Origin of the sequence: Rhodohalobacter sp. 8-1 (assembly GCF_038150125.1) — a bacterium.
Lineage (GTDB): Bacteria > Bacteroidota > Rhodothermia > Balneolales > Balneolaceae > SW132.
The window spans coordinates 248,610-272,412 of record NZ_JBBVMF010000004.1 but is presented as its reverse complement, the minus strand read 5'-3'; the positions used below and the strand labels follow the sequence as shown (position 1 = coordinate 272,412).

17 protein-coding genes are annotated in these 23,803 nt (G+C 45.6%); 6 read left to right on the top strand and 11 right to left on the bottom strand.

Annotation, left to right across the window (positions count from 1 at the left end):
* Nucleotides 1–8: 8 nt before the first annotated feature.
* The 3 genes from AABW11_RS05760 to AABW11_RS05750 all read right to left on the bottom strand — a co-directional run bounded on the left by AABW11_RS05760 (nucleotide 9) and on the right by AABW11_RS05750 (nucleotide 3,680).
* The gene (locus AABW11_RS05760; protein WP_340103838.1) at nucleotides 9–1,052 is read right to left on the bottom strand and encodes a hypothetical protein; all 1,044 of its coding nucleotides are present in this window, start codon (nucleotides 1,050–1,052) and stop codon (nucleotides 9–11) included.
* A 9-nt stretch (nucleotides 1,053–1,061) separates the two neighbouring features.
* Nucleotides 1,062–2,417 (bottom strand): glutamine synthetase family protein, encoded by a 1,356-nt coding sequence (locus AABW11_RS05755; RefSeq protein ID WP_340103837.1) that lies wholly within the window; start codon nucleotides 2,415–2,417, stop codon nucleotides 1,062–1,064.
* A gap of 249 nt (nucleotides 2,418–2,666) precedes the next feature.
* Entirely contained in the window at nucleotides 2,667–3,680 is a 1,014-nt protein-coding gene (locus AABW11_RS05750) for a glutamine synthetase beta-grasp domain-containing protein (protein WP_340103836.1), read from the bottom strand.
* Nucleotides 3,681–4,065: 385 nt separating this feature from the next.
* Between AABW11_RS05750 and AABW11_RS05745 the strand changes: the two genes are divergently transcribed.
* The 3 genes from AABW11_RS05745 to menE are packed head-to-tail and all read left to right on the top strand — an operon-like array spanning nucleotide 4,066 to nucleotide 7,519.
* Nucleotides 4,066–4,962 carry a 1,4-dihydroxy-2-naphthoate polyprenyltransferase gene (locus AABW11_RS05745; protein WP_340103835.1) on the top strand — a complete coding sequence of 299 codons (897 nt, stop codon included), beginning with the start codon at nucleotides 4,066–4,068 and terminating at the stop codon, nucleotides 4,960–4,962.
* Nucleotides 4,955–6,037 (top strand): enolase C-terminal domain-like protein, encoded by a 1,083-nt coding sequence (locus AABW11_RS05740; protein ID WP_340103834.1) that lies wholly within the window; start codon nucleotides 4,955–4,957, stop codon nucleotides 6,035–6,037. The genes AABW11_RS05745 and AABW11_RS05740 overlap by 8 nt, the downstream gene beginning before the upstream one ends.
* A 3-nt stretch (nucleotides 6,038–6,040) precedes the next feature.
* Nucleotides 6,041–7,519 (top strand): o-succinylbenzoate--CoA ligase, encoded by a 1,479-nt coding sequence (gene menE, locus AABW11_RS05735; protein ID WP_340103833.1) that lies wholly within the window; start codon nucleotides 6,041–6,043, stop codon nucleotides 7,517–7,519.
* Nucleotides 7,520–8,042: 523 nt separating this feature from the next.
* Here menE and AABW11_RS05730 read toward each other — a convergent pair.
* The 5 genes from AABW11_RS05730 to alaS all read right to left on the bottom strand — a co-directional run bounded on the left by AABW11_RS05730 (nucleotide 8,043) and on the right by alaS (nucleotide 15,852).
* On the bottom strand, nucleotides 8,043–9,251 hold the full coding sequence (locus AABW11_RS05730) for a hypothetical protein (RefSeq protein ID WP_340103832.1): 1,209 nt from the start codon (nucleotides 9,249–9,251) through the stop codon (nucleotides 8,043–8,045).
* Nucleotides 9,252–9,492: 241 nt separating this feature from the next.
* A complete protein-coding gene (locus AABW11_RS05725; protein WP_340103831.1) occupies nucleotides 9,493–10,824 on the bottom strand; it encodes a pyruvate dehydrogenase complex dihydrolipoamide acetyltransferase in 1,332 nt (443 codons plus the stop codon).
* Between the two features lie 163 nt (nucleotides 10,825–10,987).
* Nucleotides 10,988–11,971 carry a pyruvate dehydrogenase complex E1 component subunit beta gene (locus tag AABW11_RS05720; protein ID WP_340103830.1) on the bottom strand — a complete coding sequence of 328 codons (984 nt, stop codon included), beginning with the start codon at nucleotides 11,969–11,971 and terminating at the stop codon, nucleotides 10,988–10,990.
* 51 nt (nucleotides 11,972–12,022) lie between these two features.
* On the bottom strand, nucleotides 12,023–13,117 hold the full coding sequence (pdhA, locus tag AABW11_RS05715; RefSeq protein WP_340103829.1) for a pyruvate dehydrogenase (acetyl-transferring) E1 component subunit alpha: 1,095 nt from the start codon (nucleotides 13,115–13,117) through the stop codon (nucleotides 12,023–12,025).
* A gap of 80 nt (nucleotides 13,118–13,197) precedes the next feature.
* On the bottom strand, nucleotides 13,198–15,852 hold the full coding sequence (alaS, locus tag AABW11_RS05710; protein ID WP_340103828.1) for an alanine--tRNA ligase: 2,655 nt from the start codon (nucleotides 15,850–15,852) through the stop codon (nucleotides 13,198–13,200).
* 314 nt (nucleotides 15,853–16,166) lie between these two features.
* Here alaS and AABW11_RS05705 point away from each other — a divergent pair, with 314 nt between their 5' ends.
* Genes AABW11_RS05705 through AABW11_RS05695 form a run of 3 tightly spaced genes read left to right on the top strand, consistent with a single transcriptional unit; the run spans nucleotide 16,167 to nucleotide 18,832 of the window.
* On the top strand, nucleotides 16,167–16,754 hold the full coding sequence (locus AABW11_RS05705) for a DUF502 domain-containing protein (RefSeq protein WP_340103827.1): 588 nt from the start codon (nucleotides 16,167–16,169) through the stop codon (nucleotides 16,752–16,754).
* Nucleotides 16,754–17,923, top strand: a complete 1,170-nt coding sequence (locus AABW11_RS05700) for an aminotransferase class V-fold PLP-dependent enzyme (RefSeq protein ID WP_340103826.1) — start codon at nucleotides 16,754–16,756, stop codon at nucleotides 17,921–17,923. Before AABW11_RS05705 ends, AABW11_RS05700 begins: the two co-directional genes overlap by 1 nt.
* Nucleotides 17,924–17,926: 3 nt before the next feature.
* Entirely contained in the window at nucleotides 17,927–18,832 is a 906-nt protein-coding gene (locus tag AABW11_RS05695) for a YihY/virulence factor BrkB family protein (protein ID WP_340103825.1), read from the top strand.
* Nucleotides 18,833–20,543: 1,711 nt separating this feature from the next.
* Here AABW11_RS05695 and AABW11_RS05690 read toward each other — a convergent pair.
* The 3 genes from AABW11_RS05690 to AABW11_RS05680 all read right to left on the bottom strand — a co-directional run bounded on the left by AABW11_RS05690 (nucleotide 20,544) and on the right by AABW11_RS05680 (nucleotide 23,412).
* Nucleotides 20,544–21,464, bottom strand: coding sequence for a hypothetical protein (locus tag AABW11_RS05690; protein ID WP_340103824.1), 921 nt, complete (start codon nucleotides 21,462–21,464; stop codon nucleotides 20,544–20,546).
* Between the two features lie 165 nt (nucleotides 21,465–21,629).
* The gene (locus AABW11_RS05685; protein ID WP_340103823.1) at nucleotides 21,630–22,259 is read right to left on the bottom strand and encodes an ABC transporter ATP-binding protein; all 630 of its coding nucleotides are present in this window, start codon (nucleotides 22,257–22,259) and stop codon (nucleotides 21,630–21,632) included.
* A gap of 7 nt (nucleotides 22,260–22,266) precedes the next feature.
* A complete protein-coding gene (locus tag AABW11_RS05680; RefSeq protein ID WP_340103822.1) occupies nucleotides 22,267–23,412 on the bottom strand; it encodes a hypothetical protein in 1,146 nt (381 codons plus the stop codon).
* Between the last annotated feature and the right edge of the window lie 391 nt (nucleotides 23,413–23,803).

Here is a 23,803-nt window from a genome sequence, read left to right as displayed (position 1 = left end):
AGGATTGATTAATCAAATAGTGCGTCGAGCAACGGCTCTGCACTGAATTTTTTTTCGATTGAAGGTAAGTGTTGAGTGCATGCTTCCATCTGGAGCCGGTTCGAAAAGACTTCGTGGAAAAAATATCGCCCGTATTTTATAACATAGTTCAGCAGAAAAAACCGATAGGTTTCAGGCAGGTACCTGATCTCTTTTTCCGTAAGCGGGGACTCCTCATGATACGCTTTCAGAAAGATTATAAATCTGTCCTCCATAAACCGATCTATATCGTAACTAAAAATCGTCTGATCTCCTACATCAGACACGATACGGCTAAAGAAATAAAAATCCATCATTCGCGAGCTCACCCTGAACCAGTCGTAGTCCCAGCGGGAATAGAGCATCATATTTTTTGTCACAGAAAAGTTTCCAATATTCCAGTCCACAAAAACCGGGATCACATCAAGTTCGTCTGCTCCAAGTTTATCTGAATTATCAAGGAAAAGATGGCACTGCTCTTTGATCAGATCGAGATGCATCCGGTGATCATGCTGTCCAAGACTGGTTTGCAGAATGCGCAGCAGATGCTCAATATCTATCTTCATTGTTTTTGATGACTGGGGCAGCGTGTTTCTGACGCTGTAGCACGCCTGATGGAACTGTGCGAAGGTTTTCGCTAGCTTTTTTATCTGCTCCTCGCTGAGTCGCTTTGGTAACTTTTGGCGTACTCTCATCGGGCGATAAAATACGATCCAGGCATCTATTAAACTATCTGTATAGCGGTGAACAAAAAGGGAATTTCCTTTAATAAGAGACCGGGCAAGCACATTTTCAAACGGTGCAGGCAAGTTGTTCGACAGGGAATTAATGACGCTGTGATCTTCCACAAAATGTTCAAATTTGCCGAAATACGAAAGTTTGGCAATGATGAAGTTATTGTCGGAAAATTTAATTCGATAGACGTGATTGGTCGATACTTTAGCACTTATGTCATCAATTCGTACGATGCGTTTTGAAGAGTCGAAATGCTTTACCGCTTCCCTAACGATTCCAATAAAATCGATTTGAGTCATATTACCGCTTTAGATGATTTCAAAATATCTTTTAAGCTCCCAATCCGTCACGCGTTTCGAAAACTGCTCCCACTCCCATTCCCGCGTGTAAACAAAATGCTCAACAAATGCATCACCAAACAGCTCTTTTGCCAGTTCAGATAATTTCATGCGAGATGCAGCGTCTTTCAAATTTGCCGGCAGAGATTGGCTTTTTGGATTTTGATATTCGTTTCCCTGCGTTTCAAAAATGTCCAAAGTAAGTTTATTTTCGATCCCGTACAATCCCGACGCCAGTGACGCCGCCATTGAAAGATATGGGTTGGCATCCGCCCCCGGCACACGCGTCTCCAGCCTGGCCGACTCCTCTCCGCCGGGAATCACACGCAATGCCGTCGTCCGGTTCGACCTCCCCCAGCTAACCGAGGTAGACGCCCACGACCCGGACACAAAGCGCTTGTAACTGTTAACCGTTGGGGCATACATCGGTAAAATATCGGGCAGGCAGTGAAGCTGACCGGCAATGTAATGCTCAAGTATCGGGGGTAGATCGTTGCCTGGGCCGGAGCTGAAAAAAAGATTGTCGCTCTCATCACTGTTCCACAAACTTTGGTGGACATGACCGCCGCATCCGGGGAGATCATCACTCCATTTAGCCATAAAACTGGCAACAATATCATGTTGAAACGCAATTTCTTTCACACCGCTCTTGAACAACATACTGCGATCAGCTGCTTCGATCAGGTCACTATATTCGATACAGGCTTCATATACGCCATCGCCTGTTTCGGTATGAATGCCCTCTACAGGCACGCCGAAACTTTCAAGCTGACCGGCAATTCCGCTCATGAAGTCATGATACTGGGAAGATCGCAGCAGCGAGTACCCAAACATTCCGGGCGTTAAAGGCTCGGGATCAACCATCCCTTTTTGTTTCAATGACTGCGGTGTTTCACGAAAGTTGAACCATTCATATTCGCTTGCAAACTTCGGGATGTAACCGGCATTTCTGCAACGGTCTCCAATACGTTTCAGCAAACTTCGCGGGCAAACGACAGAGAGGTCATCCGACTGATGAAAATCAGCCAGAAACAACGGAATGTTATCATTCCATGGAATGGTGCGATACGTGGACAAATCAATGGCAGCAGATGAATCGGGAAAGCCGGTATGCCATCCGGTCACTTTGGAATCGTCATATACCTGGTCGTTCACATCCCATCCAAAAATAACATTACAAAACCCGATATCTTTGTCGACGGACTTTAGGAACTTCTTTTTTGAGATCATCTTACCCCGTAACACGCCATCAATATCAATCACACCAAATTTAATGTGTGACCCGGTATATTTTTCAATGGTTTTGATTATTTCAAGTGTGTCCATTCTGGTAAAAAATCTCTTTGTTTATGTGGTCTCTGCCAACTCAGATTTCCCATTTCATCCTCAGCAATGTAAAGTGTTTGATTGTGATATAAAACCGATTCCAGGTTCTTCTCAGGATGTGTGCCAAGTTGTCAATTTGAGCCGTAGTATGATGCAGTACAAATATTGAAGCTCAAAAAAAAGCCCTGACTTAAATTAAGACAGGGCTTTTTGATCATATTCGAAATGTACTTTATACGTTATTACCGATTAGGGTTTTACGTTACGCACAGTCTTTATAATTCTGGATGCTACCTCGTAAGGACAGGCATTTGATGCCGGCCGGCGATCTTCCAGGCGTCCTTTCCAGCCTTCTTCAATTGTAGAAATAGGGATACGAATTGATGCACCCCGATCTGATACGCCGTAGCTAAATTTGTCGATTGCCTGTGTTTCATGCTTACCTGTCAGGCGCTTATCGTTATCTGCGCCGTAAACAGCAATGTGTTCGGCAATATGCTTACCAAATTCATCACAAATTTTCTTCATGTTCTCTTCACCGCCGGTATCTCGCATAAAGCCATTTGAGAAATTGGCGTGCATTCCTGATCCGTTCCAATCTGTATCGCCGAGTGGTTTAGGATGGAAATCAACAGCAATACCATACTTGCGCGCTGTACGTTCAATAAGATAGCGTCCAACCCAGATTTCATCACCGGCCTGGGCTGCACCTTTTGCGAAAATCTGAAATTCCCATTGCCCTGCGGCAACCTCACCATTCGTTCCCTCAACATTTAGCCCTGCTTCAAGGCAAATGTCCAGATGCTCATCGATAATTTCACGGCCAAAGACATTACGGGCTCCTACGCCACAATAATAGAGACCCTGTGGTTCAGGATAGCCGTTAATCGGAAAGCCGAGAGGCATGTTGGTTTCAGGATCCACAAGAAAATATTCCTGCTCGAACCCGAACCAGAAATCTTTGTCATCTTCATCGATTGCAGCACGAGAATTTGTTGAATGCGGTTCTCCGTCAGCGTTCAGAACTTCGGTCATCACGAGATAACCGTTTTTTACATCCGGATCAGGAAAAATGGCAACTGGTTTTAACAAACAATCCGAAGAACTCCCCTCCGCTTGTTTTGTAGAGCTGCCATCGAAGGCCCAGATGGGTGCATCTTCAAGCTTTCCGCTGAAATCATGAGCAACACGTGTTTTGCTCCTTAAATGCTGAGTTGGTTCGTAACCATCAAGCCAAATATATTCAAGTTTAGAGTATGCCATGCGATCGTAAGTAATTAAGTTTAGAGTTGGTTGAAGTGCTTTGAAACTCTAGCAGGATTGTGGCACTTTATTAAAAAAAGTGTTTATAAAAGTTACAGTACCCACTCCGGGCACAGAGCCTATTACCGATAGCTTCAAAACAAATACTAAGATATTGAGTGGGCGACCATTAACAAAATTTTTTTAATTCACATCTTTCGATATACTTACAAAAAAACGAGAAAATCTATATTGTATTAATTATATAAATTAGAAGCGCTTCTAAACAAAGAAACTAAAGCTATGTCATTTTCAACCCCGGTGATTCCTGAACTTTTTTAGGAGAAGCGATAATCGTTATCTTCTTTGTCTTTAATTATCCACACTGTAAATACATATTTTTCTTTTGAATACACTCAAATTAAAACTCTGGCTGAGCGCAGCACGCCCTAAAACTCTTGCCGCAGCGGTTGTTCCCGTACTTGTCGGCTCCTCCATCGCGTGGTACCACCAGTTATTCCGGTTGGATACTACCGCCGTTGCCCTGTTCTGCGCGTTTGCCATCCAGATTGGCACCAACTTTGCCAACGACTACTTCGATTTCATCAAAGGGGCTGATACAGACGAACGCCTTGGCTTTGAGCGCGCCACGGCAGCGGGACTCATCAAGCCGGAGACCATGAAATTGGCCACGATTCTGACTATGCTTATCGCGTTTATCGCCGGGCTATACCTTGTTTGGATCGGCGGATGGATTGTTCTGGCCATAGGTCTGTCGTCACTTCTTTTTGGTGTGCTCTACACCGGTGGCCCCTACCCGCTTGGCTATAATGGCCTCGGAGATATTTTTGTCTTCATATTTTTCGGGTTTGTTGCTGTGATGGGAACTTACTACGTTAATACGCTGGGTTGGTCTACATTGTCAGTTTGGGCATCAATTCCGGTGGGTGCTCTCTGTGTGAACATATTAGTAGTCAACAATCTCCGGGATATTGATCAGGATCGTATCGCCAACAAACGTACTCTTGGCGTTCTGTTTGGCGAGGAGGCACTGCGGATTGAATACATCTCAATGCTGATTATTTCCTATCTCTCACTGGTGATCATTTATTTTTTTTACCCGGTTTCCTACTGGATTTTTCTTCCGCTACTCTCTCTGCCTGAGGCCGTCAGATTGAATAGCCTAATCCGTAATAACAAAGACAAACGAACCCTTAATAAGACTCTTGGACATACCGCCCGCTATATGTTCATATTCGGTATACTATTTTCAGCCGGTTTTATAATTTCCGCTTATGCTTGATCTGTACAGATACCAACTCCCATTCAAAAAGCCGTTCACCACCGGTGTGGGTACATTTAAATATCGCGAGGGACTGATCCTTCGATATCATTCTTCAGACATTGATTTGGTTTCTGAGGTGGCGCCACTACCCGATTTTTCGAAAGAATCTCTCCAGCAAGCTGAAACAAATCTGATATCAAATAAGCAACAGATTGACAATTTCTTAACCCGTAAATTCACACCTGCTGAACTCTCTTCCTGGATAAGCGATCAGTCAAAATATCCCTCCGTCGATTTTGGGTTAAGCAGTCTTGGACTTTCAATAATATCAGTAAGGGAGCAAAAGCCGCTGCACTCCATCTTAAAATTAATACCGAGTTCATCCTTAAAAGTGAATGCAGTACTTGGGAAGTCAAATCAAGAGTCATTTTTATCGCATGCGCGGGCGCTCATCACTCAGGGATTTAAAGTGCTTAAATGCAAAGTCACTGCAAACCCCGGCCATCTTCCGAACTCCCTGAAGACACTGGCAAAAGATCATCTTGATATCTCGTTTCGGCTTGATGCAAACCGAAGCTGGCCTGCAGCTGATATCTCTGAATTGTCATCTCATTTCCGTAACCTGCCGGTAGAATATATTGAAGAACCCTGTCCGACAGAATCCATCGAACAGTTTGATTCTGTAGCGAGTAATTGCATCTTTCCGGTGGCTGCCGATGAAATATTAGCTGAGCTTGGATTACAAAGAGTGATTAACCACTTTAAATCTGATCCTTATTTGATCATCAAGCCAGCCCTTCACGGAAATTTAATGGATCTGTTTGCAACATTGCGCAGCCGAGATCATCTTGAAGACAAAGTGATCTTTACAACTGCGCTCGAATCGGCTATAGGAACCCGGATGATTGCAACAGCGGCGTCCATGACAGGCAGCAAAATAAATGCACACGGTCTCAATACGCGTTCACTGTTTCATCAAAATCTTGCCGATGAAAACGCGCTGAATGACTGTATATTTATGTTACAGCCAGATTATGTGAGCTGGTATTCATTTCAGTCAATAAATCAATCATTTTTAAGGCCGGTTCGGTAACTCATGAATAAGAGTGACTACAAATATCCCACGTTTCCACTGCCCGATGCGTCGCTCAGTTTTCTGGCTTCCGAACACACGATCTACGACTATGCCCACTTGTATGGATTTTGCTCCCGGTTTCGGACACTTACCTCGGAATACAATATCTCAGATTCCAGGCCGCTTGCACTTCTAAGTAAAAGCAGTGATGAACTCACATTTGTTGTGGCCGCCTGCTACCTGTTGAAAATTCCTTTTGTGCCACTAAATCCTGCAGTGACAGATTCCGAATTACAGAACTACATTAAAAAGATCAACCCGGCGGTTTTTTATACGGATGATGAAAATAGTAATCGCACAGGACGTTTCCCTTCCCTATCCATTCCTCGCCAATCGATGAATATTGTGGCGACCGGTAATGAAATCACATCTCCCTCATCCGATCCTGATAATCGATTTGGATATTTTTTTACATCGGGGTCATCAGGACGACCAAAAGTTGTTCCGCTAAAGCGCCGACAAATAATGTTTGCAACGCATGCCTCCGCAGTTAACTTTAAGCCCGATGCAAATCGTTACTGGCTACTCTGCCTGCCGCTTAATCATATCGGGGGCATATCAATAATTTTGAGATCCATTTTATATGGATCTGCTATTTTTCGAATGGATCGGTTTGACGAGCATCAGATCCGGGTATTTTTAAGTGAAAATCGCCTCTTTCAAATTGCATCGCTTGTTCCAACAATGTTAATGAGGCTGCTTGATGATAACCTCTTTCAGCTTCATCTCGATTTCAAAGCTTTATTGCTTGGCGGCGGTCCCATCTCCCAGGAGCTGATTGAAAGGTCGCTCGAACGCGGAATTCCCATTGTCTCCAGCTATGGTATGACAGAAACGTGCGCCCAGATTGCAGCAAACCCGATGCTTCAGCCAAGAGGCTTTTACACGCCAAAGAAGAGTGTGGGAACTGTTTTCAAACCGAATGAAGTGCAAATCAGGGATCCCGAAACCGGTTCTGTAATGCCGGCAAATGAGCATGGAGAAATCTGGCTGAGAGGTCCGCAGGTGATCGATGAATATGAAGATTCTGAGCTGACAGCGCGTTCGTTTGACGCCGATGGCTGGTTTAAGACCGGGGACGTTGGTCATGTGAATCGGCAAGGCCAGCTTTTTCTAAAAAACAGACGCACTGACCGAATTATTTCGGGTGGCGAAAATATAGATCCGGTTGAAGTTGAATCTGCTCTTAAGCAGATTGAAGGTATCTCAGAAGCAGCAGTTACAGGAATTCCTGATAGTGAATGGGGCCAAAAAGTAGTAGCACTCGTCGTGCGACATTCCGGCGATTCTGTTCCGAATGAAATGGATATTTCATCCTCTCTTAAGAAGAAATTGTCAGGTTTTAAAATTCCAAAAGAGTTTCGCTTTGTTCAGCAAATACCAAAAACATCACTGGGCAAGATACGCCGGGGTGAGCTGATAAAGCTTTTTGAGGGGTGATTAAGCCAGAACCCTTAGGGTATATCTTGTATATCAGCTCAAAAATAGTGTTGCCCGATTTAGGAGAAAATTAGGGTCTACCAGTGAAAGATTCTGAACATAATCATGTAAGGAGCTTTCCCCTCTCGAGGGGGTGTGAAAGAACTACCAATTAAATCCTTAGGTTTGTCATTTTAGCCATAAAGCTACAAGGTCACGAAGACAAACTAAGTTTAATATTTTCAAAAATTAACACTTCGTGAGCCTTGCTGTCCCCGGGACTTCGTGGCTACATCACGTAATTTAATTTACGGTTGATACATTATTTTCTCACAGCCTCTCGGGATGGGATTTGTCAAGGCTCAACTTTAAATCTAAGTTGCTGAGGAAAGATTTTGCGTGGCCACTAAAACCCCCTCTCCGAGAGGGGAAATAGATCTGAAAACGGCGGTACGCAGATTTTCAGACCGAGGGGTGTGTTGATGGGGCGAGGTCCGTAGTTCAATATCGCCATTCATTCAAAGTCCGGGACTTGAACTGTCTCCTACTGATCCTGGCTCTCTTTCAGCCGATCGTACAAAGCCTGAACTGTTTCAAATGGCACATCATGGGTAATGCTCATCATTTCAAGGTCCGGTTTTTTACCGGCGTTGACAAGGGGTACCATCCCGGATAACAACGTATTAATTTTATCCAAATGTCGGTTATCCTCTTCTGGTGGCTCACTTGTAAACAAGAAGCTGTACGGATTCATATTAATCTCTTTTTTCAGCAGATCGTTAGTTAGTTGTACCATTCCTGTATTTACCCGAAAATCCGACTGGAAGGAAAGATCATATCCACAGGAATTGAGCTCCTTCACCAGATAACGGAAACCCCGGTCAGTCATCGAATAAAGAAACAGCAGTTCTTCTTTTTCATTATAGTACGCCGCTGTGAAATGCGGAAACATGTTCCACCCCTCTTGCGAGAGTTTATATACGCCCATGCTGTATTCAACTTTAAAACGATCTTTGAATAATTCTGCATCAAAAGAGTCATCCAGGTATTCCGCCGTAACATGAACGATCTGGTCATCAATGTGAAATGCACGGGGAGCTATTGCTCCTGCAAATAAGTGCATAAATGGCACCGGGTTCGATTCCACATACTCCATAAGTTCCCGGTCGTTCTCAAACCAGTTACCGCGGTTTACCTGCGTGGCGAAAAACCGGATGTCGGACGGTTCAAAACCGTTGTAAGCACTAATCGGACCATAAGTTTCCCAGCACTCCCCGTTATAGCTTACTAGGTTAAAGCAGAGACTAATATTTTGTGAAGCTAAAATATCTGACAAGCCGGGTGAGAAAAGCAGGTAGGTATCATCAGTGAACACATCCTTCATCTCAAAAAAATCTTCGGCCGGCTGCCCTGCTATCTCTGCAAAACTAAATCGCCAGGGATTCTCTGCCTGAAACTCCAGGAAAGCCATCTCCTCATCTAACAGGTGGTCCAGACCGGAATGATTGATATAGCGGTTAATCAACCCATCCTGCTTAAAAATTACATGGCCAATAAACTGTGTCATCACCATATTCGTCCACTCCTCAGGCAGATCCCTTGATACGTGACTGTAACGCGCCAACTTCTTTTTCGCCTTTCGGTTTAGATTATCCTGACGGGCACCGTAGTAGATTAAAAAATCATCAATCACCGTATGCGTCAGGCGTTGACTTTCCAGGCAGAGAGTTCGGAGGTCTGAGAAGTTTGGCATAGATAATATATGATATAGTGCGGGTGACTATGGAAAAAGAGATACCCAGCAATTTAAAATTTATGCCTAAACAATGTTAGCATATTAAAGAAAGATGTTGAATCCTGACAACAAGAATAGACAGTGGCACATGATCAAACCTTCAACAAACAAAAAACCCCGGCAAATTCCGGGGCTTTTATTTAGTCATGATCTAACCCTCTTAAGGGTTCTCAACCCTTGGAGGGTTTTTCTAATCTTCTTACAACATCATCGCCAGCGGATTCTCAAGCATTTGTCGCAGCGTGTTCAAAAATGCCGCGGCTTTCGCTCCGTCTACGATCCGGTGATCGCTGCTCATCGTCAATTTCATACGCTTACCGGGAACCACCTCGCCGTCTTTCACAACAGGAACGTCGCGGATGGCACCAACTGCAAGAATACATGCGTTCGGCGGATTGATGATCGCTGTAAACTCTTCAATGCCAAACATACCCAGATTCGAAATAGTAAACGTACTTCCTTCCATCTCTTCAGGCTGTAGTTTTCGATCGCGTGCTTTTCCAGCCAGATCTTTTGTTTCTGCGGAAATTTGACGCAGGTTCTTTTTATCGGAGTGATTAATAACCGGTGTCATTAATCCCTCGTCAATCGCAACGGCTACGGCTACATTCACATCGCCGTGTTTACGGATTTTATCTCCCAGCCAGGATGAGTTCACATCAGGATGTCTTCGGAGCGCTGCAGAAGCCGCTTTTACAACAATATCGTTGAAACTAATTTTCACCTCACTTACCTCGTTCAGCTTCTTGCGCGCTTCAATGGCAAATTCCATGTCCACATCAATCGTCTCGTAGAAATGCGGATTGCTGAATTTACTTTCAGACAGACGCCGGGCAATGGCTTTTCGCATCTGCGACACTTTAATATCCTCAGACTCAGCTTCTTCAAAGGACGGAACTTCAACTGACGCAGCCGGTTTTTCTTCGGATGGTTCGTACTCTTCAATGTCCCGTTTAATGACGCGTCCTTCAGGACCGGATCCTTTTACGTCTGCAAGGTCGATGCCTTTATCTTTTGCCATATTTCGTGCAAGAGGAGATGCTTTTACACGTCCGTCATCATCAGAAGAAGCCTCAGCTGTCTCTTTTTCTTTCTCCTTGCCCGATTCTTTCTTTTTATCCAGGTCGCCAAGAATGGGATCAAATGATTGTTTCTTGCCTTCCCCGTTTTCAGAAGCTGCCTTTTCTTTCTTTGATTCCGATTTAGATTCTTCAGCTTTTTCTTCTTTTTCAGCTGGTTCTTCCTTCTCAGCAGATTCACTTTCATCGCCCAGCAGATCGCTGATGTCTTCGCCCTCTTCACCAATGATGGCCATTGTGCCGCCCAAAGGAACAGCGTCACCTTCCTGCACCATGATCTTCAGTATTGTGCCGGCATCAAACACCTCCACTTCCATGGTGGCTTTATCGGTTTCAACTTCGGCAATTACATCACCCGATTCTACCTTATCACCTTCCTTCACGTTCCAGGAAGCAATAACGCCCTCTTCCATGGTATCACTAAGCTTGGGCATTTCAATTTTTTCGGCCATAATCGTCTTTCCTAAATTTTAGATGGATAAATGAAATGAATTGGTTGATCCCATTTTTTCAAAGGTTAGCAAGTGAATCAGCAAAACGCAAAAGTAAAATCGGAGACCAACAGTATACGTTCCGCCGATTCATTTTCTGCAGCTGATGCCACCTGCATTATAATTACTTACGGTATGTTACCGTGTTCACGGCTTCCACAACATTTTTAGCATCGGGCAGCCACAGGTCAAACAGCGGTTTTGAAAATGGTGCGTTTACATCGGGCAGCGTCACTCGCTGAACGGGTGCGTCCAGGTAATCAAACGCCTCGCGCTGGATCAGAAATCCAACTTCAGAGGCAAGTCCGCCAAATGGATGCGATTCATCAACAACCACGCAGCGATTCGTTTTTTTGATAGATTCTATGATCATTTCAATATCGAGTGGCTTGATGGTTCTCGGATCGATTATCTCGCATTCAACACCATCTTTTGCCAGCTCTTTCGCTGCATTTTGCGCGATGTGATACATCTTACCGGTGGCAACCACCGTTACGTCATCACCCTCACGCTTTATCTTTCCCTTACCGATCGGAATTGTAAAATCCTCCTCCTCGGTTACCTCGCCTTTCAGCCCGTACATCTGCTCTGATTCCATAAACAGGACGGGATCGTCATCCCGAATAGCAGATTTCAAAAGTCCTTTGGCATCTTCAGGCTCTGATGTGTAGATCACCTTCAGCCCGGGGAACATCGCGTACATTGAATCGTAAGCCACAGAGTGCGTTGCACCGAGCTGCCCTGCAGATGCATTCGCCCCGCGGAATACAATCGGTGTACTCACCTGGCCGCCGAGCATATAGCGAGCTTTTGATGCATGATTTATAATTTGGTCAGCTGCCAGTACGGCAAAGTTAAAGGTCATAAACTCCACAATGGGGCGCAATCCGTTCATTGCCGCACCCACACCAATACCGGCAAATCCAAGTTCAGAAATGGGAGTGTCGATTACTCGTCGGAATCCGTATTTATCTAACAGACCTTCCGTTACCTTGTAAGCCCCGTTATATTCGGCAACCTCCTCACCCATGATGAAGACATTTTCGTCAGACTCCATCTCCTCGTCAATTGCCTGTTTAATTGCTTCTCTAAATTGTAATTCAGCCATCTCAGCTTATTAGTTAGTTATAAATTTGGTTGAGTAACGTGTCATCATTAATTAATGGTGGAAATAAGGCTCCCCGGCAAACATATCTTCATAGAGCGCGTCATCCTCAGGAAACGGTGAATCCTCCGCAAAATCTACGGCTTCAAGTACGGTATCCTCAATTTTTTCCTGTATCTCATCGAGCTCCTCTTCCTTCGCAATCTCTTTTTCAAGGATGTACGTTTTCAACCGCTCTATAGGATCCACTTTTTGATACTCTTCAAGTTCATCTTTCGACCGGTACTTCTGAGGGTCAGACATGGAGTGACCGCGGTAGCGATACGTTCTGATTTCGACAAACCACGGCTCGCTGTTTTTGCGAACGTCTTTGGCTATTTTTTGCATCTCCTCATAGACGGTAAATACATCCATCCCGTTAAGCACCTTGCTCTTCATACCGTATCCTTTGGCCCGATCAACGATTTCGTTGACGGTGTGCCTCCGGGCCGCCGTTCCCATTGAGTAGCCGTTGTTTTCCACCACAAAAATTGCCGGCAGCTTCCACAGCTGAGCTATATTCATTGTTTCGTGAAGGGCGCCCTGGTCTACAGCACCATCACCGAGAAAGCAGGCCATCACGCGGTCGTTATCCTTATATTTATTGGCAAACGCGATTCCGCCGCCAAGAGGAATATGTCCGCCTACGATTCCGTAACCGCCCCAATAGTGATTTTCAACTTTGGCAAAGTGCATGGAGCCGCCTTTCCCTTTCGAGCAGCCGGTGGCTTTACCATAAAGCTCAGCCATGCCTTCATTTGGCGTCACGCCACGTACAATGCCCCATCCGTGATCGCGATAGGCTGTGATGATGTCGTCATCATCGTTAAAAGCAAATACGGTGCCTGTAGAAATGGCTTCCTGGCCAATGTAAAGGTGAAGAAATCCGCCAAATTTTCCTTTCTGATACATCTGCATAGCGCGCTCTTCAAACCGACGCTGCAGGTACATCATTTCGAACATATCCAGTACCTGGTCGTTCTTCAGCTTTAGCTGTTTGTGCGTCTTTTTGGTGGGATCGGGCAGGTCAACAGCTTTATCAATTTTGCTGTCGCCATCCTTTGTGATTCCCACCGGTGCAAAAATTCCTTCGTCCTTATTCTTGGCCATCGTTCAATAATTAAATTATGTTTAATCCAAATTTTAAACAGACTTAAAGTATACCTAAATTTTCAGATATTTTCAGCCGTTCATGTTAACTGCTCGCGAATCCATCCGGCCGCGGCATCAAATACCTCATCAATTTTTTCGGGTAAGCGGCCTCCTGCTGTGGCGAGATCGGGTTGACCGCCGCCGCCGCCGCCAACAATGCGTCCGAGAACAGACACCAGTTTACCTGCCTGTAAGCCTTGTTTATTAAGGTCAGGCGTGATGGCTGCCATCAGCACTACTTTCCCTTCGTTAGTTTGAGAGGCGAGTACTACAACTGCTTCGGAATCCATTTTTTGAAGTGCCCTGTACCCCATCTCTTTCAGAAGGTCCATATCCGCACCCGGCACCTTGCCGGTATAAAGTGTGACTGACTTTACTTCCGTTCCCGATTCCAGTATCGTATCAAGCTCACCGGATGCCTGCTTTTTCTGAACCTTGTCAAGCTCACGGTTAAGTTCCTTATTCTGTGTGATTAGTTTATGAATCTCATCCACAATGTTGGCAGAACTTCCAAGAGCGGCAGACACCTGCTGCAGGTTTTTCTTTTCTTCACGTAAGAGCTGATCTGCTTTTTTGCCCGCTACCGCTTCAACCCGGCGCACACCGGCTGCGGCTGATGATTCACTCAGAAACCGGAAATACCCTATCTCTCCCGTCGCGTCTACATGCGTTCCGCCGCATAGCTCCATTGAATATTCGGGGTCAAATGTCACAACCCGAACAACATCGCCATACTTTTCACCAAACAGCATCATCGCGCCTTTTTCACGCGCCTCATCTATCGGCATTTCTTCAATTTGAGAAGAGATATTTTCCTGAATTTTCTCGTTGACTCGCTTTTCAATCTCATCAAGCTGATCAGTTGAAACAGCTTCATAGTGAGAGAAATCAAACCGCAGTCGATCCGGTTCTACAAGCGAGCCTTTTTGTCCCACGTGATCCCCAAGTGTTTCACGCAAAGCGGCATGCATTAAATGCGTGACCGTGTGATGTTTTTGAATCTCTGATCGCTTGTCGTGATCAACTTCAGCAGTCCAGACACCGCCGGGATCTTCCGGAAGCCAGTCCACGAAATGCTCAAACCCGCGACTGGTTTTCTGAACATCGGTGACCTGAATCACGTCTTCATCACGGGTAAGTGTGCCGGTATCGGCCACCTGGCCGCCGGATTCTGCATAAAATGGCGACCGGTCCAGCCAAAGTGATGGATTCTTTTTATCGCGGTTCACAGCCGTAATCTTCACATCAGCTTTTTGCTGGTCATACCCGACAAACTGAAACTCGTCGGTGTCCCCAACCTCTTCCACGTTTCGAGCGCTCTCGCCTGAGGCAAACTTTCCTTCCGCCCTGGCCCGCTCTTTCTGCTCTTGCATAAGCTTATTGAAAGTCTCCAGGTCTACATCCATTCCTTTTTCGCGCGCCATCAGCTGCGTGAGGTCAATCGGGAAACCATAGGTGTCGTGAAGTTTAAAAGCGACGTCACCCGACACGCTGTCTTCTCCTTCCGTCATCTGCTCAAAGAGCTCAATTCCCTGCCCCAGCGTTTTCAAAAAGCTGCTCTCTTCCGCTTTGATGACGTTCTGAACATAGCTGATTTGTCCATTCAGCTCCGGGAAGACATCTTTAAACTGATCGGCCAGCACAGGAACCAGCTGGAACATAAACGGTTTCTTGAAGCCGAGCCGGTCCCATCCATACCGAACCGCCCGCCGGAGAATTCTACGTACTACAAATCCGCGTCCTTCATTCGAAGGAGATGCCCCGTCGGCGATTGAAAAACTAACCGCCCGGATGTGATCGGCAATTACACGCATGGCGATATCCGTTTTCTGATCACTTCCATAGGGTTTGCCGCTCATTTCAGAAATAGCGTCAAGCAGTGGTGTGAAGATATCAGCGTCGTAATTAGATTTCTTTCCTTGAAGTACGGCACAGATTCGTTCGAAGCCCATACCGGTATCCACATGCTGATCAGGCAGATTGGTGAGCCTACTGTTTTCATCACGGTTAAATTGAATAAATACGAGGTTCCAGATCTCCATCACACGGGGATCATCCATATTGACAAGCTCTGCCCCCGGTTTCTTTTTACGGTCAGTCTCAGGTCGCAAATCAATATGAACCTCCGAACAGGGGCCGCACGGACCGGTGGCTCCCATCTCCCAAAAATTATCTTTCTTGCCAAATTTCAGGATGTGATCCGGATTGATATCTGTTTTCTTTTTCCAGAGCTCAATTGCCTCTTCATCCACCGGCAGCCCGTCTTCATCATCGCCGCCAAACACCGTAGCATAAAGCCGATCCGATTCAAGCCCCCATCGATCTACAAGAAGCTCCCACGCCCACTCAATAGCCTCTTCCTTAAAATAGTCGCCAAACGACCAGTTGCCCAGCATCTCAAAAAGCGTGTGGTGATAGGTATCGTGGCCAACCTCATCCAGGTCGTTGTGCTTCCCGCTCACGCGTATACAGCGCTGTGTGTTAGCAGCGCGCTTCCAAATTTTACCGTCTTCTTTTACCCCAGGCTCTTCACCCAAAAATATGGGCTTGAATGGGTTCATTCCGGCATTGGTAAACAGGAGCGTAGGGTCATTTTTTGGAACAACGGGTGCACTGTCGACTATGAGATGGTCTTTCTCCTTAAAAAAATCAAAAAAGTCTTGTCTGATCTCTTTCGAGGTCTTTACGGGCATATTATGGTCGTTGATGGTTTATCAGAATATCATTGCTTGAATTCGATTATATCTTAAAATAATAATACTTGAAGAACTTGCGCATCAGCAGGCGCCTTCAATCCCTAAAAAAGCAGGAGATTCCGGCTTTCGCGGCGGAATGACTGTCTCTGCTATTTAGGTTTTATGGTATTATAGAAAAACCGAATTAAAGTTCTAAGCCTCATAAAATAGAAAAAAAAGAGTTCAACCTCACCTGTTCATAATAACTCTTCTCTTCGAATCACGGTCAAAAAAGCTATCTTTAGGGCGAACTCAAAATTTAGACGCCTCTTATGAGAACCATTGCAAACTATTTTCTTTATGGACTGATCTTTATTTTTCCACTTTTTGCGACGTTTTATGTCGTTGTTTTCTTGGTGAACTGGGTAGATGACACCCTCTACAGTATTCTTTTTGGGTGGGTTCCCTTTGATCTGCCGGGCCTCGGTATTGTCACAGCATTTTTTATCATTATCATTACTGGTTTCTTTGTCACCCGGGCATTTACCACTCCTATTTTCAACTATTTTGAACGGCTGGTGGAACGAACTCCATTTGTAAAAATAATTTATACCTCGTTTAAAGACCTCACCGAATCACTCCTCGGAGATAAAAAAAGGTTCAACAGACCGGCTCGGGTTAAACTTACCGACGGCGTTGATCGCATCGGGTTTATCACGGAAGATAATCTTTCAACCTTTGGGATTGATGATCGGGTGGCCGTTTACTTTCCTCATTCCTACAATTTCTCGGGCAATCTCTTTTTGATTGACCCTGAATTCGTTACGCCCCTGAATATTGACCCGGCCGACGCCCTTAAATTTGCAATTTCCGCCGGCGTTACGCACGTATCAAAAGTGAAGAAAAAAACTGAATCCTAATGTCATCACCTTTTTCCGATATTGAATTAACTGAGATTCGCGCTTTATTTCCCATCACGCGGAGCAGACATGTGTATATGAATCATGCGGCCATCAGTCCGCTCCCAACACCCACGTTTGAAGCAACAAAAAAGTGGCTTGATGTTCGTAACAGCGGTTCCGTAGAGAATTTTGAGGAAGGAATGGAAACTGTTGAAACAGCCCGAAAACGGGTGGCTTCCTACATTAATGCGCCGGATTCGGAGCACATCTCATTTCTTGGAAATACGTCAGATGCCATATCCGCCATTTCAGAAGGCCTGCAGTGGAATGAGAGTGACGAAATTATTCTGAACACCCTTGAATTCCCCACCAATGTACAGCCGTTTCGCAGGCTTGAACAACTGGGCGTCACTATCCTATACGTCGAGGCGGAAAACCATCGTGTTCATCCGTCTGATATTGAGGCGCTTATCACACCTAAAACAAAACTGATATCCATAAGCGCCGTGCAGTATCTCAGCGGATTTCGGGCCGATCTAAAAGCCATTGGAGATCTCTGTTCCAAACATGATATACTTTTTGTTGTTGATGGCATCCAGGCGTTGGGTGCGTCGCCTATCGACGTCATGGAATGTAAGATTGACGCCCTCGCTACAGGCGCTCACAAATGGCTGATGTCTCCGATGGGAATCGGATTTCTGTACCTCTCAGAAAAAATGCAGGCTGTGCTTGAACCGTATAAAACCGGCTGGCTGTCCGTAGAAGACCCCTGGGCACTATCGGAATTTGAAAAAGCGTGGCTGCCTGTCAGTCAGCACCTGGAAACCGGAACACCAAACATCATTGCAATTGCCGGGCTTGGTGCATCGTTGAAACTATTTGAAGGCATTGGTACCGAATTAGTCAGGAACCATATTTTGCACCTGAGCGGATACATGTTAGAGGCGTTACAATCCCGGAGTCATGTTGATGTAATAACTCCTAACGACGACACAGAGCGTTTGGGTATCGTCACATTTTCAGTAGAATCTTCTCTCGAGGCGGATCTGGATTCGGTACTCGGCACACTCAAAGAAAAAGATATTTCTATTTCAGCAAGAGAAGGATTTTTCCGGGTAAGTCCGCATATGTATAACACTGAAGAAGAGATCGACAGAGTTATGGACGAGTTATTTAAGCAACTATAAATTATGAAGCTACCACCTTTACGTTTGTATTACGACCGCACGAAAAAAATTCTGGGAAAAACCATCTCTAAAGCGATAGAAGATGATTTTATGACGCAGGGGGCAGCAATTGCATTCTATACGGTGTTCTCGATTGCCCCGCTCTTTATTCTGATCATTTTCGTATCCGACCTTTTCCTGAGTGAAGAGTACATCAGGTCGCAAGTGGAAGCTCAGCTTAATAACCTGGTTGGCCCTGATATTTCATCTGCCCTCCTTCAGTATATCGGGGATGTATCGTTTCGTACATCCGGCATTTTTACCACCATTATTGCTGCGTTTACACTCATTTTTGGTGCTACAACCGTCATCACTCAGTTAAAAAACACTCTGAATATTATCTGGAATGTAAAGACGGTAGAGATTAATTCGATCTGGAATTTCCTGCTGAACCGGCTGCTCTCTTTTGGTATCATTATTCTTGCAACTCTATTGCTTGTAGCATCGCTGCTCGCAGAAGTCGTAATTGGGGTAGTATCGGAATTCTTTACTCAAGCGATTCCAAATCTGAACCTTGATTTATACATGGTCATTTCAGAATTGACGACCATCGCGTTCGCAGTCGCTTTTTTCGCCCTTATCTTCAAAATCCTGCCTGATGTAAATGCCCCCTGGCGCGATATTTTGGTTGGCGCGATTGTAACAACCGCGCTGTTTATGCTGGGGAAATATTTAATCGGCCTGTACCTCACCTCTTCCGGTATCAGTGCTGCATACCGTGCCGCGGGTTCGCTCATCATCTTCATCGTGTGGGTCTACTACAATATACAGACGATCTTGCTGGGAGCTACATTCACACAGGTTTATACCGAGATGTATGGCGGCAAGATAGTACCTTACAAATATGTGAAACTGAGTAATAAAGAGTGACGCCCACCGCCATTTTTATCACGACTGTTCTTTGGGGAAACTAGCGAACGAAGAGAGTGCACGGAGCTCATCTTTTCCCCGCGCCAGCGAAATCTACTTGTTATCGGCAGGAGCTCTGAGGGGGTATTTTTCAAGATGGATCCCAGCACAGGTAGATGTCTCCACTCCACAACGGCGCCGAAGGCATCCCGTTGGGAAAAAACACCGGTGCTCCGCTACCAGTGACAGATTGTAAAAAGTGATGTTGTTGGGCTTTAATCAATGCTTATTGCCTTTACGAACACACCCCTAAATCCCCTCTCGAGAGGGGACTATAATCCTGTCACCTTTGAAATAGTGTTGCCCGCTTTTGTGCAAGATTAGTTGCTACCAGTGACAGATTTTAAAAGTGCTTTTTTCAGGCTAAAATCGACTTATACTAATTTATTATACATGCCTTATCTCCAAGTCCATGTAAAACTGGTTACGCGCCTGCGCGTCACAAAAGTCCCGACAGGGACGGCAGCTTAGTAGCCCTACACAAGCGCCGTGTTGTCGACGGCGAGCAGTGTGAGGTTAGGTAGTGCAGATAATCCAAGAGCCCCAAGGCGGGTGATTATACAGAAGAAATGAATTCAGTCGACGGGGTTATGAAAGATCTAATCCATGTATTCCTCAGGGTCTGGGAACGTACTTTTGAAATTAAAAATTACCCGGTACGCCGAACACTTTTCCATACACGATATACGTCCAATGGAAACCTAATCCTGACATTTTCTAAGTGGTGTTGCCTTTTTTTTTGGGGAAAATTAGTTGCTACCAGTGACAGATTGTAAACATGACGTTTACTCCCCATACTTTTGAACCGTCAAAAGTATGCATGCCGAAGGCATCACTATGTGGAAAACTCCCGGCTGTGATGGCTTCCGGGCACGGTTTGCCCCGCACGGTTACACTATGAGAATGCTCACAAGATGAGCGCTCATAGCGATTTCTCCCGTGCCGTGGTGCAACCCATGCAATCCCTCCACCCATCAAGGCCGGACACCTTTCTCCTAAAGAATATTTAGAGAGCAGGAACTTGGATTTCTCCTGTCACCTCTGAAATGGTGTTGCCCGGTTTTTGGGCAAATTTAGTTGCTCGACATGACAGTTGCGCCCATAGAAAGAAGCGCGGCGCATAAGTTTCGCGAGTAGACAAAGGCATCCGGCAGCTCCGCGAGGAGTAACCATCTGCCATGCGGCGTAAGATTGGGTTTTGCATGATTGGTATAATGAAACGCTGCGTTTATTCACCCCAGCGCCTTGTCATCTCGACCGCAGGGCATTTTTTTTCCCCGGAGTGGAGAGATCTCCCTGTTATCGACAGGAGTTCTGAGGGGGTATTTTTCAAGATGGATCCCAGCACAGGTAGATGTCTCCACTCCACACCGGCGCCGAAGGCATCCCGTTGGGAAAAAACACCGGTGCTCCGCTCTTGACATGACAGTTGCGCACATAGAAAGAAGCGCGGCGCATAAGCTTCACGAGTAGATCAAGGCATCAGGCAGCTCCTCGAGGAGTAACCATCTGCCATGCGGCGTATGATCGGGTTTTGCATGATTGGGATAATGAAACGCCGCACTTATTCACCCCCAGCTTCTTGTCATCTCGACCGCAGGGCATTTTTTTTGCCCGGAGTGGAGAGATCTCCCTGTTATCGGCAGGAGCTCTGACAAACAGTGGAATTACATCAATAAACCTCTTCAAACGTCCGGTCAGACGGTTTGATGTAGCGTTTGAATTTATCTGAGGGAATATCATCAAGAGAGTCTGGAAGTTCTTTGCGTATCTGAACATATTCAAGCAGATCAAGACGGACCAGCTGTTTGTAAATGCCGATCTCCATGCCCTTCATGCCGCAGATATAGATCAGCGTATTCTCTTTTTGCAAAATGGGCAGCAGCAGATCTTCTTCATCCTCGAGCTGGGTCTGTACGTAAAATTTTGAACCGTCTTTACGCCGCTCCTCTCTTGAAATCGATTTCAGATAGTGAAAATTTTCACGCGTCTGATCCATCTCTTCAAAGTAATCGGCATAAAGAAGATCCGTTCTGTAGGAACAGCCAAAAATAAGCGCGCAGTCGTTATCGTACGTTCTCTCAAACAGCTCCTTAATCATGCCGCGATATGGCGCAATGCCGGTACCTGTGGCAAAAAACAGGTAGTTAAAATCCCTTGCATTTTCCGGAAGCAAAAACCGTTTGCCGCTTGGGCCTGTCATTAAAACTTTATCGCCCGGCTGCAGATCTGCAAGATAATTCGACGCCACTCCCAGGTAGAGTTTGTTTTCGAGCTCTTCAATCGTCCGTTTAACTGTTGTGGACACGAGGTGCTGCTTGCCGTGCTCACCAATCGTTGGCGACGACACAGAATAGAGCCTGAGCTTATGCGGACGGCCTCTATCGTCTTCACCGGGAGGCAGAATTCCCACCGACTGCCCTACGCGAATCCTGTTTTCAAGATCGGTTCCCGACACATCAAACGTGATGTGGCGCACAATGTTAGGGCTCGATTCCTTTGTGACAATATAATTTTCAACTACTTCTACTTCTACGGGATCTTTCGGAGAGTAGATGTTCATTTCTACTTCAGGAAGAATAAACTCGGCCATGATAAAATTTTCGTTCAGTTTGTTTGTTTGGTTGAACCGCCTGGGTTGGCGGAATGAATATAGCCCGGCATCTTAATGCTATGTGTTAGGCCTCAAAGATATCAAATCAATTGATTTTTACGTGCATTTAAACGCTATTATAATGAATTCCTTGTCCGTCGATATTTATGAAAGCGGGAACTCGAGAACACGGTCCACAAAATCAGCCTCTACATCCGCTGTATGTGACGCCATCAAGGTTAATGTTCCGCCTGATTTTGCATCAACGAGCATATCTGCAACTTCATCACGTGTAGAACTGTCAAGCCCTCGCAGGGGTTCATCTAAGATTAATACATTCGGTTTTACAATAAACGCTGCGGCCACCTGTGTTTTTTTCCTCATGCCGGTTGAATACGTGCCGATCTGCTCGTTGCGGTCATCCTTAAGCGACAGTCTGTCGAACATATTGTTAATTTGTTTCGGGGATTCATCACTCCAGAGTTTTCGGCTTCTCAGCACCCACTCCAGTAGCTCAACGGCTGACAAATGAACGGGCAAACTCTCCTGGTCGTGCACGAGGCCTACGTCTTTAAGGTATTCCTGGGGATTTTCGTGAATGTTCATGTTTTTATATGTGATGCGGCCGGATGTCGGAAATGAATTGACCGACAACAGTCGCAGGAAGGTTGTTTTACCTGATCCGTTCGGCCCGGTCAGGCCAATGAATTCTCCTTTCTTAAAAGTGTCATTCACCTCTGAAAATATCGGTTTGCCGGCTTTAAACTGTTTGGTAATATTTTTCAGTTCAATCATGACTTTGTCAGGTTGTAGCTTTTTGATAGGTGTTCGCACAGAGTGAAATGAAAGCGGCAGATAGTAAATAGAAGGTGATAATTCCACCCTGCACCGCGTATGACACGTGGCCAAAAATGAGCGAGTTTACCCACATACTCACCGCAAGGATCAGCACCCACCTGAGCTGAATCCACATCCGCACCAGAATCCACTGAGTCATGGAACCAATCCACTGCCGGAACCATGCCGGAGCATACTCTTCCGATAAAGAAATAATGATAATGGCGTGATGAAACAGGGCAAACAGCAGCCAGGCGGAAATCAAGGTTTGCTCTGCCGGACGCTGGTATGCCAGCAGCCAGATCAGCAGATGCCCGACAAGCAGTACGCGTCCGGCCGGAAACTTCCTGTCGAGCTGGAGCAGCAGTGCCCACACGTGGCTTTTGATTGCCGACGGGACCCACCAGAGTTGTTTAACCTGTATTTTTGATTCCGCCTCTTTTCCGGCAATTGTTTCGCCAAAGAACTCATTAAAGAAGGCGTTGGTTGCGTAGAAGTTTCTAACCGACTGACTATGGAGACGGCTGAGTGAAAAGCCGCCAAAAAGCATCAGACCGAGGGCTGGTATCATTTCGAATGCCGGGCCATACCCTCCGTAAAATGCCGCGCCGATCGACACACCGATCATACCGAGTCCGCCCACGAGAACTGTATTGATAAAACTTGGAATCGAACCGGGATCAATCGGGTATTTAAAGTACTCACCCATTTTGGAGCGCAGTTCACGCCCCCTGTCTGATTCTTTCCAAAACCGGGATTTATCACCCGACCGGGCATACCGGCTGATTGAGATCCCCATCAACCCGCTAAAAAATAGTGTGCCGGTTCCAAAATATAGTGCTTTGATGCCAAGGTTTGTAAACGGGCTGTTCAGATCACCAAAACAGACAACTCCAATCGTAACGATCGCGCCGGACCATACGGCATCGGTTCGTTTCAGCAAGTGCCGGGATATTCCGCCTGACCCCGTGTTTCCCAACTGAAACAATACTGCATAAGGGTCCGGAAAGAGTAAATACGGGGTGATAAATGCAATAAGTGCCGAACTGAAAAACAGCAGCATTCGCAGGGAAATCACCCGGTCGGTCAGCGAACTTGTTCCGGTCCACATCAGGGCAACAACAGCAAGCAGTACGTAGAGAGCAATGCGGGCGGAAATCGAAAAAGATTGTACGGGTGAGCGTGCGATGGCTGGCTTGGTTATTTAGTGAATTTATTGATTGGTTAATTGTGGAAGCATCAAACAGTAAGTTATTTAGATATCTTTACACTTTTAATAGCGGCTAAATTTGCATCGTCATAGAAAGCGCTTAAAATAAGGCAGAACTTGCACAATTCCCTATTCAAGATTCTTATCCAACCCGGATATGACACCAAGAAATTTTATTCTCGGCGGGGCGAAGGTAAAATGGCGGCGTAACCTTTGTGGGTTGAGGCAAAATTTCTGAACGATTTTTTTGTCATTTTAAATGTCTTCGCAAATTGAATCTGTAAAAGCAACA

Coding starts and splice junctions, on each gene's coding strand:
- AABW11_RS05760 (WP_340103838.1), bottom strand. CDS start 1,052: ATGACTCAAATCGATTTTATTGGAATCGTTAGGGAAGCGGTAAAGCAT.
- AABW11_RS05755 (WP_340103837.1), bottom strand. CDS start 2,417: ATGGACACACTTGAAATAATCAAAACCATTGAAAAATATACCGGGTCA.
- AABW11_RS05750 (WP_340103836.1), bottom strand. CDS start 3,680: ATGGCATACTCTAAACTTGAATATATTTGGCTTGATGGTTACGAACCA.
- AABW11_RS05740 (WP_340103834.1), top strand. CDS start 4,955: ATGCTTGATCTGTACAGATACCAACTCCCATTCAAAAAGCCGTTCACC.
- menE (WP_340103833.1), top strand. CDS start 6,041: ATGAATAAGAGTGACTACAAATATCCCACGTTTCCACTGCCCGATGCG.
- AABW11_RS05730 (WP_340103832.1), bottom strand. CDS start 9,251: ATGCCAAACTTCTCAGACCTCCGAACTCTCTGCCTGGAAAGTCAACGC.
- AABW11_RS05725 (WP_340103831.1), bottom strand. CDS start 10,824: ATGGCCGAAAAAATTGAAATGCCCAAGCTTAGTGATACCATGGAAGAG.
- AABW11_RS05720 (WP_340103830.1), bottom strand. CDS start 11,971: ATGGCTGAATTACAATTTAGAGAAGCAATTAAACAGGCAATTGACGAG.
- pdhA (WP_340103829.1), bottom strand. CDS start 13,117: ATGGCCAAGAATAAGGACGAAGGAATTTTTGCACCGGTGGGAATCACA.
- alaS (WP_340103828.1), bottom strand. CDS start 15,852: ATGCCCGTAAAGACCTCGAAAGAGATCAGACAAGACTTTTTTGATTTT.
- AABW11_RS05705 (WP_340103827.1), top strand. CDS start 16,167: ATGAGAACCATTGCAAACTATTTTCTTTATGGACTGATCTTTATTTTT.
- AABW11_RS05700 (WP_340103826.1), top strand. CDS start 16,754: ATGTCATCACCTTTTTCCGATATTGAATTAACTGAGATTCGCGCTTTA.
- AABW11_RS05695 (WP_340103825.1), top strand. CDS start 17,927: ATGAAGCTACCACCTTTACGTTTGTATTACGACCGCACGAAAAAAATT.
- AABW11_RS05690 (WP_340103824.1), bottom strand. CDS start 21,464: ATGGCCGAGTTTATTCTTCCTGAAGTAGAAATGAACATCTACTCTCCG.
- AABW11_RS05685 (WP_340103823.1), bottom strand. CDS start 22,259: ATGATTGAACTGAAAAATATTACCAAACAGTTTAAAGCCGGCAAACCG.
- AABW11_RS05680 (WP_340103822.1), bottom strand. CDS start 23,412: ATGTGGACCGGAACAAGTTCGCTGACCGACCGGGTGATTTCCCTGCGA.